Origin of the sequence: Allorhizobium pseudoryzae (assembly GCF_011046245.1) — a bacterium.
Taxonomy (GTDB): Bacteria; Pseudomonadota; Alphaproteobacteria; order Rhizobiales; family Rhizobiaceae; genus Neorhizobium; species Neorhizobium pseudoryzae.
Genome location: NZ_CP049241.1, coordinates 996,891 through 1,011,450, shown reverse-complemented (window position 1 = coordinate 1,011,450; position 14,560 = coordinate 996,891). Strand labels below are relative to the sequence as shown.

Annotated in this window: 11 protein-coding genes; 5 read left to right on the top strand and 6 right to left on the bottom strand. The window is 61.9% G+C overall.

Translation table 11 applies throughout. The features are described from left to right. Positions 1 to 4 precede the first annotated feature (4 nt). Positions 5 to 553 carry a DUF924 family protein gene (locus G6N78_RS05000; RefSeq protein ID WP_165216214.1) on the top strand — a complete coding sequence of 183 codons (549 nt, stop codon included), beginning with the start codon at positions 5 to 7 and terminating at the stop codon, positions 551 to 553. A 71-nt stretch (positions 554 to 624) separates the two neighbouring features. Here G6N78_RS05000 and dnaJ read toward each other — a convergent pair whose 3' ends face one another. The 3 genes from dnaJ to G6N78_RS04985 form a co-directional block, all read right to left on the bottom strand. Further along, the gene (gene dnaJ, locus G6N78_RS04995; RefSeq protein ID WP_165216212.1) at positions 625 to 1,767 is read right to left on the bottom strand and encodes a molecular chaperone DnaJ; all 1,143 of its coding nucleotides are present in this window, start codon (positions 1,765 to 1,767) and stop codon (positions 625 to 627) included. An 83-nt stretch (positions 1,768 to 1,850) separates the two neighbouring features. Then, complete coding sequence (gene dnaK, locus G6N78_RS04990; RefSeq protein WP_165216211.1) at positions 1,851 to 3,752, bottom strand: molecular chaperone DnaK; 1,902 nt, start codon at positions 3,750 to 3,752, stop codon at positions 1,851 to 1,853. Positions 3,753 to 3,947: 195 nt separating this feature from the next. Beyond that, complete coding sequence (locus G6N78_RS04985; protein ID WP_165216204.1) at positions 3,948 to 6,314, bottom strand: transglycosylase domain-containing protein; 2,367 nt, start codon at positions 6,312 to 6,314, stop codon at positions 3,948 to 3,950. Positions 6,315 to 6,869: 555 nt separating this feature from the next. Between G6N78_RS04985 and G6N78_RS04980 the strand changes: the two genes are divergently transcribed. Together G6N78_RS04980 and G6N78_RS04975 are read left to right on the top strand one after the other, a co-directional pair. Continuing rightward, on the top strand, positions 6,870 to 7,082 hold the full coding sequence (locus G6N78_RS04980) for a hypothetical protein (RefSeq protein ID WP_165216202.1): 213 nt from the start codon (positions 6,870 to 6,872) through the stop codon (positions 7,080 to 7,082). 159 nt (positions 7,083 to 7,241) lie between these two features. Further along, entirely contained in the window at positions 7,242 to 7,595 is a 354-nt protein-coding gene (locus G6N78_RS04975) for a hypothetical protein (RefSeq protein WP_165216201.1), read from the top strand. Here G6N78_RS04975 and G6N78_RS04970 read toward each other — a convergent pair. Further along, positions 7,589 to 8,071, bottom strand: coding sequence for a YbaK/EbsC family protein (locus G6N78_RS04970; RefSeq protein WP_165216199.1), 483 nt, complete (start codon positions 8,069 to 8,071; stop codon positions 7,589 to 7,591). The two genes, G6N78_RS04975 and G6N78_RS04970, sit on opposite strands and share 7 nt — an antisense overlap. A 468-nt stretch (positions 8,072 to 8,539) precedes the next feature. Here G6N78_RS04970 and G6N78_RS04965 point away from each other — a divergent pair, with 468 nt between their 5' ends. Continuing rightward, complete coding sequence (locus G6N78_RS04965; RefSeq protein WP_165216198.1) at positions 8,540 to 8,749, top strand: cold-shock protein; 210 nt, start codon at positions 8,540 to 8,542, stop codon at positions 8,747 to 8,749. A 352-nt stretch (positions 8,750 to 9,101) separates the two neighbouring features. Here G6N78_RS04965 and G6N78_RS04960 read toward each other — a convergent pair whose 3' ends face one another. Together G6N78_RS04960 and G6N78_RS04955 are read right to left on the bottom strand one after the other, a co-directional pair. Beyond that, a complete protein-coding gene (locus G6N78_RS04960) occupies positions 9,102 to 10,484 on the bottom strand; it encodes a dipeptidase (RefSeq protein WP_165216196.1) in 1,383 nt (460 codons plus the stop codon). A 72-nt stretch (positions 10,485 to 10,556) separates the two neighbouring features. Then, a complete protein-coding gene (locus G6N78_RS04955) occupies positions 10,557 to 10,997 on the bottom strand; it encodes a MarR family winged helix-turn-helix transcriptional regulator (RefSeq protein WP_165216195.1) in 441 nt (146 codons plus the stop codon). A 546-nt stretch (positions 10,998 to 11,543) separates the two neighbouring features. Here G6N78_RS04955 and polA point away from each other — a divergent pair. Continuing rightward, complete coding sequence (gene polA, locus G6N78_RS04950; protein WP_165216193.1) at positions 11,544 to 14,543, top strand: DNA polymerase I; 3,000 nt, start codon at positions 11,544 to 11,546, stop codon at positions 14,541 to 14,543. Positions 14,544 to 14,560: the final 17 nt, after the last annotated feature.

The window sequence follows — 14,560 nt, the reverse complement described above, 5'->3', positions numbered from 1 at the left end:
GACGATGACGCAACATCATGACGCCGCAGACGAAGTCCTGTCCTTCTGGAAACGGGCGGGACCGGAGAAATGGTTCGACAAGGATGCCGAGTTTGACGCATCCTTTCACGACCGGTTTCGCGATCTGCATTTTGCCGCAGCAAGGCAGGAACTGGTCCCTTGGCTGGACTGCGCGGAGAGTACGCTTGCGCTGATCCTGCTGCTCGACCAGTTTCCTCGCAACTGCTTTCGCGGCACGGCGCATATGTATGCGACCGATCCGCTGGCGCTGCATTACGCCCGTCAGGCTCTGGAAAAACAATGGGACGGGAGCGTCGAGGACACGCTGAAGGTCTTCTTCTACCTGCCCTTCATGCATTCGGAAGTGCTGGCAGACCAGGAACTCTGCTGCCGTCTCTGTGAGCCGCTGGACGAGAAGACGATGCGGTTCGCGATCGAGCACCGCGATATCATTCAGCGTTTCGGTCGCTTTCCGCACCGCAATGCCATCCTCCTGCGCGAGACGACGCCGGAGGAGCAGGCCTATCTGCAGGCTGGCGGTTTTTCCGGTTAAAGCAACCCAAAAAAGCAAACGCCGGCTGAGCCGGCGTCTGACATGATCACTGGATGATGTTCGCAGAGGCCTTAGCCTTCGAAGAATTCCTTCATCCGGGCAAAGAAGCCGGTGGATTCCGGATTGTTCTCCTTGGAGGAGATTTCCTCGAATTCCTGCAGCAGTTCGCGCTGGCGCTTGGTCAGCTTCTGCGGCGTCTCGATCTGGATCTGGATGTAGAGATCACCCGTCTGCGACGAGCGCAGAACCGGCATGCCCTTGCCCTTCAGGCGGAACTGCTTGCCGGGTTGCGTGCCCTCCGGCACCGTCACGCGCGATTTCGTCCCGTCGAGTGTCGCCACATCGAAGGTGCCGCCGAGGGCTGCCGTCGTCATGGAGATCGGCACGGTGCAATAGAGGTCGGCCCCGTCGCGCTGGAAGAACTGGTGCGGTTTGACCGACAGGAAGATGTAGAGGTCACCCGACGGACCGCCGCGTGCGCCGGCTTCGCCTTCGCCCTGCAGGCGAATGCGCGTGCCGTCCTCGATGCCCGACGGAATGTTGACCGAGAGCGAGCGCTCTTCCGTCACACGGCCCTGGCCGTGGCACTTCGTGCAGGGGTCGGGGATGATCTGTCCGCGGCCGTGGCAGGTCGGACAGGTCCGCTCCACCGAGAAGAAGCCCTGGCTGGCGCGAACCCGGCCGGAGCCTTGGCAGGTGCCGCAGGTCTTCGGCTGCGTGCCGGGCTTGGCGCCGGAACCGGAGCAGACGTCGCAGGTGACCGCCGTCGGCACGCGGATCTGCGCGGTCTTGCCGCTATAGGCTTCCTCCAGCGAGATTTCCATGTTGTAGCGAAGATCGGCGCCCCGTTCACGGCCGCCGGAAGACCGGCGGGCACGGCCGCCACCCATCATCTCGCCAAAAATGTCTTCGAAGATATCGGAGAAGCCACCTGCGCCGCCGAAGCCACCCTGGCCGCCGCCGAAGCCGCCACCACCCATGCCGCCCTGCTCGAAGGCCGCATGGCCGAAGCGGTCATAAGCTGCGCGCTTCTGGGGATCCTTCAAGGTCTCGTAGGCCTCGTTGAGCTCCTTGAACTTCTTCTCCGCTTCCGCGTCGCCCGGATTCTTGTCCGGGTGGAACTTCATCGCAAGCTTGCGGAAGGCACTTTTCAGCTCCTTCTCGTCAGCTGATCTGCCGACACCCAGCGTTTCGTAATAGTCAGCTTTTGCCATGGAGGTAACGGCTCCCGAAAGGGTTCCGGCTGCACACGGCAGCCGGATACTTCACGCGATTACTTGATTCAACCAGTAGACCATCAGGCCGACTTCTTGTCGTCCTTGATTTCCTCGTAGTCGGCATCGACCACGCCGTCTTCCGGCTTGCCGCCTTCGGCACCGCCATCCGCCTGCTGGGCTTCGTAGATCGCCTGGCCGAGCTTCATGGAGACTTCCATCAGCGTCTGGGTCTTGGCCTGGATATCGTCGGCATCCGGCTCGGACGCTTCAACGGCGGTCTTCAGGCTGGCAATGGCATCTTCGATCGCCTTGCGGTCGGTCTCGGAAACCTTGTCGCCGTATTCCTTCAGAGACTTTTCCGTCGAGTGGATGAGGCTTTCGGCTTGGTTCTTGGCCTCTACGCCGGCACGACGCTTCTTGTCTTCCTCGGCATGCGCTTCGGCGTCCTTGACCATCTTTTCGATGTCCGCGTCGGAGAGACCACCGGAGGCCTGGATGCGGATCTGCTGTTCCTTGCCGGTGCCCTTGTCCTTTGCCGAAACCTGAACGATGCCGTTGGCGTCGATGTCGAAGGTCACTTCGATTTGCGGCATGCCGCGCGGTGCCGGCGGAAGGCCGACGAGGTCGAACTGGCCAAGCAGCTTGTTGTCTGCCGCCATTTCACGCTCGCCCTGGGACACGCGGATCGTCACGGCCTGCTGGTTGTCTTCGGCGGTCGAGAAGACCTGGCTCTTCTTCGTCGGGATCGTCGTGTTGCGGTCGATCAGACGGGTGAAGACGCCACCGAGCGTTTCGATGCCGAGCGACAGCGGGGTCACGTCGAGCAGCAGGACGTCCTTGACGTCACCCTGCAGAACGCCGCCCTGGATGGCTGCACCCATGGCAACCACTTCGTCCGGGTTCACGCCCTTGTGCGGTTCCTTGCCGAACAGCTGCTTCACGGTCTCCTGGACCTTCGGCATGCGGCTCATGCCGCCGACGAGAACGACTTCGTCGATTTCGGCGGCCGTGATGCCGGCATCCTTGAGGGCTGCCTTGCACGGTGCGACGGTCCGCTGAACCAGGTCATCGACCAGGCTTTCGAACTTGGCGCGGGTCAGCTTCATCGTCAGGTGCTTCGGACCGGAGGCATCTGCCGTGATGAAGGGCAGGTTGATTTCGGTCTGCTGCGAGGACGACAGCTCGATCTTTGCCTTTTCGGCAGCTTCCTTCAGGCGCTGCAGGGCCAGCTTGTCGCCCTTCAGGTCGATCCCGTTGTCCTTCTTGAACTCGGCTGCAAGGTACTCGACGAGACGCATGTCGAAGTCTTCACCGCCGAGGAAGGTGTCGCCGTTCGTCGACTTCACTTCGAAGACGCCGTCGCCGATTTCGAGAACCGAGATATCGAAGGTACCGCCACCCAGGTCGTAGACGGCGATCGTCTTGCCGTCCTTCTTGTCGAGACCGTAGGCGAGGGCGGCAGCCGTCGGCTCGTTGATGATGCGCAGAACTTCAAGACCCGCAATGCGGCCGGCATCCTTGGTCGCCTGGCGCTGGGCGTCGTTGAAGTAGGCCGGAACGGTGATAACGGCCTTTTCGACCTTCTCGCCGAGATAGGCTTCTGCGGTTTCCTTCATCTTCTGCAGGATCATCGCGGAGATCTGCGAAGGCGAATAGCCCTTGCCGTTCGCCTTGACCCAGGCATCACCATTGTCGCCGCGCGAGATTTCGAAGGGAACGAGGCCCTTGTCCTTCTCGACGGTCGGATCTTCGTAGCGGCGGCCGATCAGGCGCTTGACAGCGAAGAGCGTGTTGGTGGGGTTGGTGACCGCCTGGCGCTTGGCCGGCTGGCCGACGAGGCGTTCGCCGTCGTCGCTGAAGGCCACCATGGAAGGCGTGGTGCGCGCACCTTCGGCGTTCTCAATCACCTTGGCGTCCTTGCCATCCATGATGGCGACGCAGGAGTTGGTTGTGCCGAGGTCGATGCCAATTACTTTTGCCATTTTCTTCTCTCTCCTGAAAGCGAACTGTCGGAACCCCGCATGAAGGCATTCCTGTGACAGTTCCTCGACTTGGATTTTTCGCAGCATCCGCTGCTGTCATGCGGCGTATATAAGGACCGGTTTTCGGGACTGCAAGGCGGTACAAGCCCCGCAGGCCAGCAAAAATAAGCCCTTGTATGGTGTGGGGAATGTCTCTCACTGACCCATGATGATGTCGAGCAGGGTCGTGTGTCTTGGCCGCGATGATCCGGCGGGGCCGCCGACCTCTGCGGGCGGAACGGGACCACCGCCCACCTCTGCCGGTGGCACGGGTGCGCCATAACGTTCATCGCCCGGCGGACGGTACTCGCGGTAGTCCCGGTACTCGCCGTTTTGCGGAAGCCCGGCGGGCGGTGCCATGGGATATTCCTGCGATGGTGCGCGGGAGGGAAGCGCCTCGGTTGGCTGCGGTGCGGCCGGATACTCGCTGGTGGACGGGCCGGTCGACTGGCCGGAGAAGACGCCCGAAATAATGTCGCCGATCGACTGGTTCTGCGGTTCGCCCGGCGGGGCGGCGGGCTGCACGCCGACGCCGAGAAGCGGGGTCGGGCGGTAGCCGTCAAGGGCGGCCGTCATGTATTCCTTCCAGGCCTTGGCCGGCAGGTTGCCGCCGGTCACCTTCTTCATCGGCGTGCCGTCGTCATTGCCGAACCAGACGCCGGTCGTCAGTGTCGAGGTGTAGCCGACGAAGATCGCGTCGCGGAAGGACTGCGTCGTGCCGGTCTTGCCGGCGGCTTGCCAATTGGCAAGCCGGGCCGCTTTGCCGGTCCCTTGCGTGAGGACGCCGCTCAGCATGCCGTTCATCGTGGCAACCACCTGCTCGCTCAGCACCCGCGGCGGGCTGGAAAAGTCGGCGTCGTAGAGCACCTTGCCGTCGGTATCCGTGATGCGGGTCACAAGATGCGGCGTGGCTTTCAGGCCGCCATTCATGAAGGGCGCATAGGCGGAGGTCAGCTCCACAAGGGAGACTTCCGAAGTGCCGAGTGCGATCGAGGCGTTCGGCTGCATCTCCGATTCGATTCCCAGCCGATGGGCCATGCTGATGACATTCTTCGGCCCAACCTGCACCACGAGTTGCGCCGCAACCGTGTTCAATGATTCGGCGAGCGCCTTCGCCAGGGGCACCGGTCCCTGATATTTGTTTTCGTAATTTTCCGGCGTCCAGTTGCCGATCTTGACCGGCCTGTCCATCATCACGGTGTCGGGCCGATAGCCAGCTTCCACGGCGGCCGCGTACACGAAGGGCTTGAAGGCAGAACCCGGCTGGCGCTTGGCCTTGAAGGCGCGGTTGAACTGGCTTTGGGCATAATCGCGCCCACCGACGACCGCGCGGATCGCGCCGGTCGCATCGATCGAGACAAGCGCGGCCTGCGAGGCGTTCAGCTTGCCGCCCTCCTTGGACAGCACGTCGGTCAAGGCCTTTTCGGCATCCTTCTCAAGGCGCATGTCCAGCGTCGTCTGAACCGTGACGTCGCTCTTGACGTCGCCGATCAGGGATTTCACCTCGTCCATCACCATGTCGGCGGCGTAATGTTCGGCACCCGACCAGTAGCTGCGCGCCTTGGTCGGCGGCTGCGACATCGCCGTCTTGACTTCCTCTTCGGTGATATAGCCTTCCTCGCGCATCGCGCCCAGAACCACCTGCGCGCGCGCCTCGGCTGCCTGCGGGTCGCGCGCCGGCGAAAGCCGCGTCGGAGCTTTCAGGAGACCGGCCAGCGTTGCCGCTTCGGCCAGGTTCACATCGCGCGCCGATTTCTTGAAGTAACGCTGCGAGGCGGCTTCCACGCCATAGGCATTCGAACCGAAGAACATCCGGTTCAGATACATCGCCAGGATCTGGTCCTTGGTAAACTTGTGCTCCAGCCAGAAGGACAGAAGCACCTCCTGGATCTTGCGCTCGAAGGTCCGGTCCGGGGAGAGGAACAGGTTTTTCGCCAACTGCTGGGTGATCGTCGAGCCGCCCTGGATGCTCTCGCCGAGGAGGTTGTTGACGAAGGCACGTGCAAGCCCCAGCGGATCGACGCCGAAGTGCGAATAGAAGCGGCGGTCCTCGATCGCCATCACCGCCTGCGGCAGGAAGGGCGACATTTCCTCGAGCGCAATCGCTTCGCCGCCGGTCGTGCCGCGATTGGCGATCAGCGTTCCGTCAAGGGCCGTGATCTTCACGTTGGGCGGTCGGTTCGGGATGGTCCAGGTGCTCGCCGCAGGCATCTGCGCACCATAATAGAGAACGAGACCGCCCACGCCGATCCCGGCCCAGATGCCCAGCACGATGCACCAGTAGATCAGGCTACGGATCGCGCCGAAAAGCCCGCCGCCGCTGCGCCGTTTGTGGTTGCGCTTGCTGGATCGCAGTTCGCGCTCGGCTCCCGTGTCCTCGGCTGTCTTTCGGCGGGCGTCCGGCCGGCGGCCACCATTGCCGACGATCCGATCGCCGGCATCAATGACGAGGTCGTCGTCCGACGGACGTTCGTCGTCGAAAGAGGGGTCAACGCGCCGGCGTGATCTGCTTCCCGATGCCATTGCTTCGGTCTTACTCCCCAGTCTGTCTGCGGCCAATTCCCGCGAGCAACCGGGGAATACGTGACGGAGGGTCTTCGGAGGCGAAGATCGGAGCCATCGACGCAAATCGCCGGTCGCCAAGCCCTACCCGTCTGATGAGACCTCGGTGCAGGGTAAATGCGGCGATTTAAGGGGGCGTTAACACCAATGCGCGATGGCATTGGGCCAATGGTTGCGCGTCCGCGAGGGCATGCGACCCGTTACAGGAAGAACTTTTTTGGGCTTCGCGTGTTCTTGCTAGCGTCTAGAGCGACATTTGCCGAATTTCCACGGGCGAAAGATGGAAATGCTCATGCTATTCATAGTTTTTTAAGGCTACGCTAAATCATCTATGAAGATTAATAATTGCCATTCGGTTGCCATCAAGCACACTATGCTGTTTTCGGAGTGAGAACTGCCAGTCGGGCGTGCTCGGACTTGGCTTGGGCGGCCGTGATAATGATTGGCTCGTGGCGGGAGTAACAGGACGTTTGTCGGCGGCTTTGAAGCGAGGGTCGCCGCATTTTGGAGGATGTCGTGCGTACACAGGTTATCCGAAGACCCGTTAATCCCGACCAGCTGTCTCTTTTGCAGCAGGTGTTCGATGCTGCCTGCGCGCAGCACCAGATCAGCAAATCCAGCCCGGACGGGGAGGCGCTGGCCCTCATCCTCGTCAACTCGTTGCAAAAGGGGATGAGCGAGAAGGAAGCGCTGGCTTCTCTGGCAGAAACGCTGGCCCAGGCGCGTTGAGGCTCCTCCCGCGCCGCACATTCCTTTTGACGCTCACGCATCAGCGTTCCGCGTTGATGCCGTTTCATCGCCTGGAACCTGCTGTGGAACCTCCTGCGGTTTGGCTCGTTGTCGCGGCAGAACGCACAGCAACAGCCAGTACGAAAGAGGGAGACCCACATGGTTGAATCCGTAGGCGGCAGACCCGGCGAAATGGTCGGCAGTGATGCATCCCATGATGTGAATGATGCCGTGAAATTCGAAATTTCCGCATTGCGCGCCGAAATTGCGAGCATCCGCGCAACCTTGTCCGACTTCGGTGCCGATACCTATCAGCGCGTGTCAAAGAATGCCGAGCAGGCCGCGCACTATGTCCAGGACGAAGCGGTTTCGGTCGCCGGCGCCATCCGCGAACATCCGGCGACCGCAACGACGCTCATGACGGTGATTGCCGGCATTGGATTTGCGATCGGCTATCTGGTGGCGACCACCAATCTGGAACAGAAGCAGGCCTGGTACCGCCGCTATTATTGAGCGGCCTCAGCCTTCGGTTCCTGACAGACATCCACCCAGGTTCCCGCAGTCAGTTCGGCCATGCGGTCCGGCGACAGATGAACTGCCGAATTCGTCGCGCCGGCTGCCGGCACGACGATCGGATATTTCCTCAGCGATTCGTCCAGATAGACCTTGAGCGGATTGGCGAGGCCAAAGGGGCAGACGCCGCCCACCGGATGGCCGGTCTGCTCAACGACCTCGTCTGCACCCAGCATGCGCGGCTTGGACGAGAAACGGTCGCGGAATTTGCGGTTGTCGAGCCGGCTGTTGCCGGAAGCCACGAGAAGCACGACCTCATCGCCGGCGCGCAAGCAGATCGTCTTGGCGATCTGGTCCGGTTCGACATTGTGGGCGGCTGCGGCCAGCACGACGGTCGCCGAGCTTTGTTCGGTGACGATCACGGCCACGTCGGGCGCGTGTGTGGCGAAAAATGCTTGAACGGATTCGAGGCTCATAGGGGCAGCCTATTTCGACGGCAGAATGAAGACAAGGCTTTCGTGGAGCTATGCGAATAATGCAATGCTGCAGTGCGAAATCCTGGCTGTTTTTTGGGCGGGAATCAGCTATCTTCCAATCATCGCCAGACGCACTCCTCCTCCCAGCGTCTTGCGAGGGGACCGGCAACACCTCCTCCTCCCAGTTGCTGGTCAGTCTTAGAAGCTCGGCGCACCTCCTCCCGCGCCGAGCTTCTTTCGTTTCAGGCTTTCGTGCGAATCAAGACCATCGAATTGCGGCCGAAAGCCGCTCTGCGGTCCACCTTGACACCCGCCGGACCCAACGCTACCTCCTTCAAATCGATATTTGTTTGACAAGCGGCACTACAGCGCTGACGGCGCTTACGACAGACTTTCTTCAAATACGAGCCTAACCGTCTCGGATTTTCCCGGGACCAAAGTCAACGTTGCGAGCGAAAGGACATCGTAATGGCTACCGGTACAGTAAAGTGGTTCAACGCAACCAAGGGCTTCGGCTTCATCCAGCCGGACGACGGCGCACAGGACGTATTCGTGCACATCTCCGCTGTTGAGCGCGCCGGCATGGCTGGCCTCAAGGACGGTCAGAAGATCGCCTATGAACTGGTCACCGACAAGCGTTCGGGCCGCGTTTCGGCTGACCGCCTGCAGGCAGCCTGATTCGTTTTTCAGTTTTTGCTGATGAATTTGGTGCGGCGCCCTTGCAATTGCGGGGCGCCGTTCCCATTTCAGGATCAAGCGGCAGGACGGCCGATGTCTGCAACGAAGGTTGCACCGTTTGCGAAGGTTGAACGTCTTAACCGGATGTTAACCTTGTCAGGAGACGATGGGACATCAGCGACGACGACATGAACCTCATGGACGTTGACGCGGTCGAAATGCCTAGACCGTTTTGAGTTGACCACGGATGTACTGGCAACGCTGAAACGGGACGGAAAAGGTCGGGTTGTCCCCGGCCTTTTTGCTTTTTGAGGGCGCTTGCCGCAAATGACGGAGCGCCCTCTTTCCCCCCTTAAAGCGCCGCCAGAATGCGGATCCAGGACCGGATGCCCTTGTGGAACGAGGTCAGGTCATACTTCTCGTTCGGCGAGTGAATGCGGTCGTCGATGAGGCCGTACCCGACCAAGAGCGAATCCATGCCGAGATAGGTCTGGAAGTCGCCGACGATCGGGATCGAGCCGCCCATGCCGACGACGACGGCGGGCTTCGGCCATTCTTCCGACAGCGCGGTCTTCGCCTTGGTCAGGACCGGCGAATCGTAGGACAGCTGGATCGCCGGCGAGCCACCATGCTCGTGGAAATCCACGCTGCAATCGGCGGGGATCTGCGCACGCACAAAGGCACGGAAGCTTTCCCGGATTTTGGCCGGGTCCTGTGTGCCGACCAGGCGGAAGGACACCTTCGCTGAAGCCTTGGCGGCAATGACCGTCTTGAAGCCTTCTCCCGTATAGCCGCCCCAGATGCCGTTCACCTCGCAGGTCGGCCGCGCCCAGGTGAGTTCGAGCACCGAGCGGCCCTTTTCGCCGGATGGCTCCGACAGGCCCACTTCGCCGAGGAAGTTCTTCGCATCGCGGCCGAGCGTCTGCCAGCTTGCCTTGATGTTCTCCGGCGTCTCCTCGACCCCGTCATAAAAGCCATCGAGCGTGATACGGCCCGTCTCGTCGCGCAGTCCAGCGAGGATCGTCGTCAGGATGTGGATCGGATTGGCCGCCGCGCCGCCGAAGAGGCCGGAATGCAGGTCGCGATCGGCAGCGGTGATTGTCAGTTCCTCGCCCACAAGGCCGCGCAGCGTGGCGGCAATCGCCGGCGTCTCGGCATCCCACATGCTCGTGTCGCAGACGAGCGCATATTCCGCCTTCAGTTCGTCGGCATTGGCTTCCAGGAAGGGTTTGAGCGACGGCGAACCGGATTCTTCTTCGCCCTCGAACAGGATGGTGATCTTCACCGGCAGCGAGCCGTGGACCTCCTTATAGGCCCGGCAGGCCTCCACGAAGGTCAGCAACTGGCCCTTGTCGTCGGACGTGCCGCGACCGGTCAGGATCTTGCGGCCATTGCCGATCTCCTTCACCTGCGGGTCGAAGGGATCGTTTTCCCAAAGCTCCAGCGGATCGACCGGCTGCACGTCGTAATGGCCGTAGAACAGCACATGCGGTGCCGTCGAGGTCGCGCCGTCATGATGCGCCACCACCATCGGATGGCCGGGCGTGTCGCGCAGCGATGCCGTAAAGCCGAGCTCCGTCAGCGCCTTGACCAGCCACTCGCCGGCCTTGCGGCAATCGGCCTTGTAGGCCGGATCGGTCGAGATCGAGGGAATGCGCACCAGCTCGAACAGCCGGTCGAGGCTCGACGCCAGATTGCTGTCGGCCTGAGCGAGGACGGAAGAGATATCGGTCATGGGGGGATCTGCCTTGCGAATTGATGTTCGACTGTCGGCAGGTTAGAGACTTTTGCGCCCTTATGGAAGCGGTCAGCCCTTGTCCGGCGCGCGGCTGTTGGCAATTGCCATGCGCATGTATTCCTTCAGAAGCTCCCGTTCGAAGCGGCGGAAGCCCTTGAACACCTCGTCGTCGGCCTGGGCCGCGGCATCAAGCGCCAGCGCTTCCAGCTCGCGTCCGCGCTCCGTCAGCGCAATGATCTGGGCGCGCCGGTCGTTCGGATGGGGGCTGCGTGCGATCAGGGCATCGCGCTCCATGCGCGACAGCGTGTTGGCGAGCGTCGCCTGCTCCACTTCCAGCCGGTCCAGCAACTGCCGCTGGGTCAGCCCGTCTTCTTCCCAAAGCGCCAGCAGCACCGGAAACTGTCCGGGCGAGAAGCCGAGCGCGGCCGCACGCTTCTGCAGGGCGCGCGACAGACCCTTGGCGAGCTGGTTGGCGAGGTACAAGGCGGATTCCGAACGCTCGAAGCCCATGGCAGGCTGTCCTATGCCCGTGGCTGATCAGAAGGAGACGCAAGAACAAAATCGGCAGACCGCATCCTGAACGGCGCAAAGGCCTGTCCACGATTCGATCCGTCCGGAATTATATAGCATCGTATTCATTTCCCGCACCACGGGAAATCACTTCGTTTGTCGGGGAGATATGAAATGAAAACCGCCACGGCCTGGGAGGGGGCTGGCCGTGGCGGTAATAAAGGGACAAAGGCCCGGAGAGGGGGTGAGGCCTTTGCCCGGTCTGACGCGGCGGGGGACAGGCCGGCTATCAGACTGCGGCGTGATCAATCGCCGGTACGGAGGAGATGGCCAGCGTAATGCGGCATTTCAAGGGAAGCCTCCATTACAATGAGGTAACGTTCCGGTGAGCGGCAGATCGCTGTGGGCGGATGGCTTTTTGGAGGGGGCGGACATCGCCGCATCCGACCTCCGCCGCGGCTGGCTCCCGCCATCGCTTCCGGTAAATTTGGGGGCAGGGGACGCGAATGCGTAGACCTTTGAGCCCGGTCGCGCTATCCATCGCCCATGAAAAAAGGCGATCACCTCTTCCTTGTCGATGGTTCCGGTTTCATCTTCCGGGCCTTCCATGCTTTGCCCGCGCTGACGCGCAAATCCGATGGCCTGCCGGTCGGCGCGGTCTCCGGTTTCTGCAACATGCTGTGGAAGCTTCTGACCAATGCGCGCGACACGAATGTCGGGGTGACGCCAAGCCACTTCGCGGTGATCTTCGATTATTCGTCGCAAACCTTCCGCAAGGATCTCTACGCGGATTACAAGGCCAACCGTTCCGCCCCGCCGGAGGAACTGGTGCCGCAGTTCGGCCTGATCCGCCAGGCCACGCGGGCTTTCAATCTGCCCTGCATCGAAACGGAAGGCTTCGAGGCCGACGATATCATCGCGACCTATGCCCGTGCCGCCGAAGCGATCGGTGCCGACGTGACCATCATCTCGTCCGACAAGGACCTGATGCAGCTGGTGACGTCGAACGTCCATATGTACGACAGCATGAAGGACAAGCAGATTGGCATTCCGGACGTCATCGAAAAATGGGGTGTGCCGCCGGAAAAGATGATCGACCTCCAGGCCATGGTCGGCGATTCGGTGGACAACGTGCCGGGTATCCCCGGCATCGGCCCGAAGACGGCGGCCCAGCTTCTCGAAGAGTTCGGCGATCTGGAAACGCTGCTTGCCCGCGCCGCGGAGATCAAGCAGGTCAAGCGCCGCGAAAACATCATCGAGAATGCCGAAAAGGCGCGGCTCTCCCGCAAGCTCGTGGAATTGCGCACCGATGTGCCGCTGGAGCTCGGGCTGGATGCGCTAGTGCTAGAAAAGCAGGACGGGCCGAAGCTCGTCGCCTTCCTGAAGGCCATGGAGTTCGGCACGCTGACGCGGCGTGTGGCGGAAGCGTGCGAATGCGATGCCGGCGCCATTGAACCGGCGGAAATCCTGGTGGAATGGGGACCGGCCGCGCATGGGCCGGATCTCGATCCGGGTGCGGAGCACAACCAGGATCTGGAACGTGCCGACGCGGCCTCTCCGGCCCCCAAGAGTAATGCCGCAGCCAAGAGTGCGTCCCCGGATGGCGCACGCGCCGCCGAAATTGCCGCCGCACGCCACGAGGCTTTTTCCGCCCAGCCGATCGACCATGCGGCCTATGTGACGATCCGCGACGTGGAAACGCTGAAGAGCTGGATTGCGGTTGCCCGCGAAACCGGCCTCGTCGCCTTCGATACGGAAACGACCTCGCTCGATCCGATGCAGGCGGACCTGGTGGGCGTTTCGCTCGCCATCCAGGACAATACGGCGACACCCGCCTCGAAGACGATCCGCGCCGCCTATCTGCCGCTCGGCCACAAATCCGGCGGCGATGACCTGTTCAGCGATGGCGTTAAGCTGGTGGACGGCCAGGTGCCGATGGATGTGGCGCTCGCGCTTCTGAAGGAGCTGCTCGAAGATCCGTCGGTCCTCAAGGTCGCCCAGAACCTGAAATACGACTATCTCGTCATGAAGCGCCATGGCATCTCCATGGCCGGCTTCGATGATACGATGCTGATCTCCTACGTGCTGGAGGCCGGTGCCGGCAATCATGGCATGGATGCGCTGTCGGAACGCTGGCTTGGCCACACGCCGATCGCCTACAAGGATGTAGCAGGCTCCGGTAAATCCGCCGTCACCTTCGACCGGGTGGATATCGACAAGGCGACCGCCTATGCGGCGGAAGATGCCGATGTGACACTCAGGCTCTGGCTGGTGCTGAAGCCGCGCCTGGTGGCCGAAGGTCTGACCCGCGTCTATGAGCGGCTCGAGCGGCCGCTCGTGCCGGTTCTGGCCCATATGGAAGAGCGCGGCATCACCATCGACCGCCAGATCCTTTCCCGCCTCTCCGGCGAGCTGGCGCAGAAGGCCGCAAGCTTCGAGGACGAGATCTACGAACTGGCGGGTGAACGCTTCAACATCGGCTCACCAAAACAGCTGGGCGATATCCTGTTCGGCAAGATGGGCCTGCCAGGCGGCTCGAAGACGAAAACCGGCCAGTGGTCGACATCGGCGCAGGTGCTGGAGGATCTGGCGGCGCAGGGCATCGAACTGCCGCGCAAAATCGTCGACTGGCGCCAGCTGACCAAGCTGAAGAGCACCTATACGGATGCACTGCCATCCTACGTGCATCCTCAGACGAAGCGGGTCCACACCAGCTATTCGCTGGCGTCCACCACCACCGGCCGCCTGTCGTCCTCCGAGCCGAACCTGCAGAACATCCCGGTGCGCAATGCCGAAGGCCGCAAGATCCGCACGGCCTTCATCTCGACGCCCGGTCATAAGCTTCTGTCTGCCGATTACAGCCAGATCGAGTTGCGCGTGCTGGCGCATGTCGCGGAGATCCCGCAACTGCGTCAGGCCTTTGCCGATGGCATCGACATTCATGCGATGACGGCGTCGGAAATGTTCGGCGTTCCGGTCGAAGGCATGCCGTCGGAAGTGCGCCGGCGGGCCAAGGCCATCAACTTCGGCATCATCTACGGCATTTCCGCCTTTGGTCTTGCCAACCAGCTGTCGATCGAGCGTTCCGAGGCAGGCGAATACATCAAGAAGTATTTCGAGCGCTTCCCGGGCATCCGCGACTACATGGAAAGCACCAAGGCTTTCGCCCGCGAACATGGCTATGTGGAAACCATCTTCGGCCGCCGGGCGCACTACCCGGAAATCAAGTCGTCCAACCCCTCCGTTCGCGCCTTCAACGAACGAGCGGCGATCAATGCACCGATTCAAGGGTCTGCAGCGGACGTGATCCGCCGCGCCATGGTGCAGGTGGAACCCGCGCTGGAGGCCGCCGGCCTTTCCGAACGGGTCCGCATGCTGCTGCAGGTGCATGACGAACTGATCTTCGAGGTGGAGGACGAGGCCGTGGATCTTGCCATGCCCGTGATCGTTCGGACCATGGAGCATGCCGCCATGCCGGCGCTATCCATGCGCGTGCCGCTGAAGGTGGATGCCCGCGCCGCTCTGAACTGGGACGAAGCCCACTGATTTTCTAGAGATAAGCT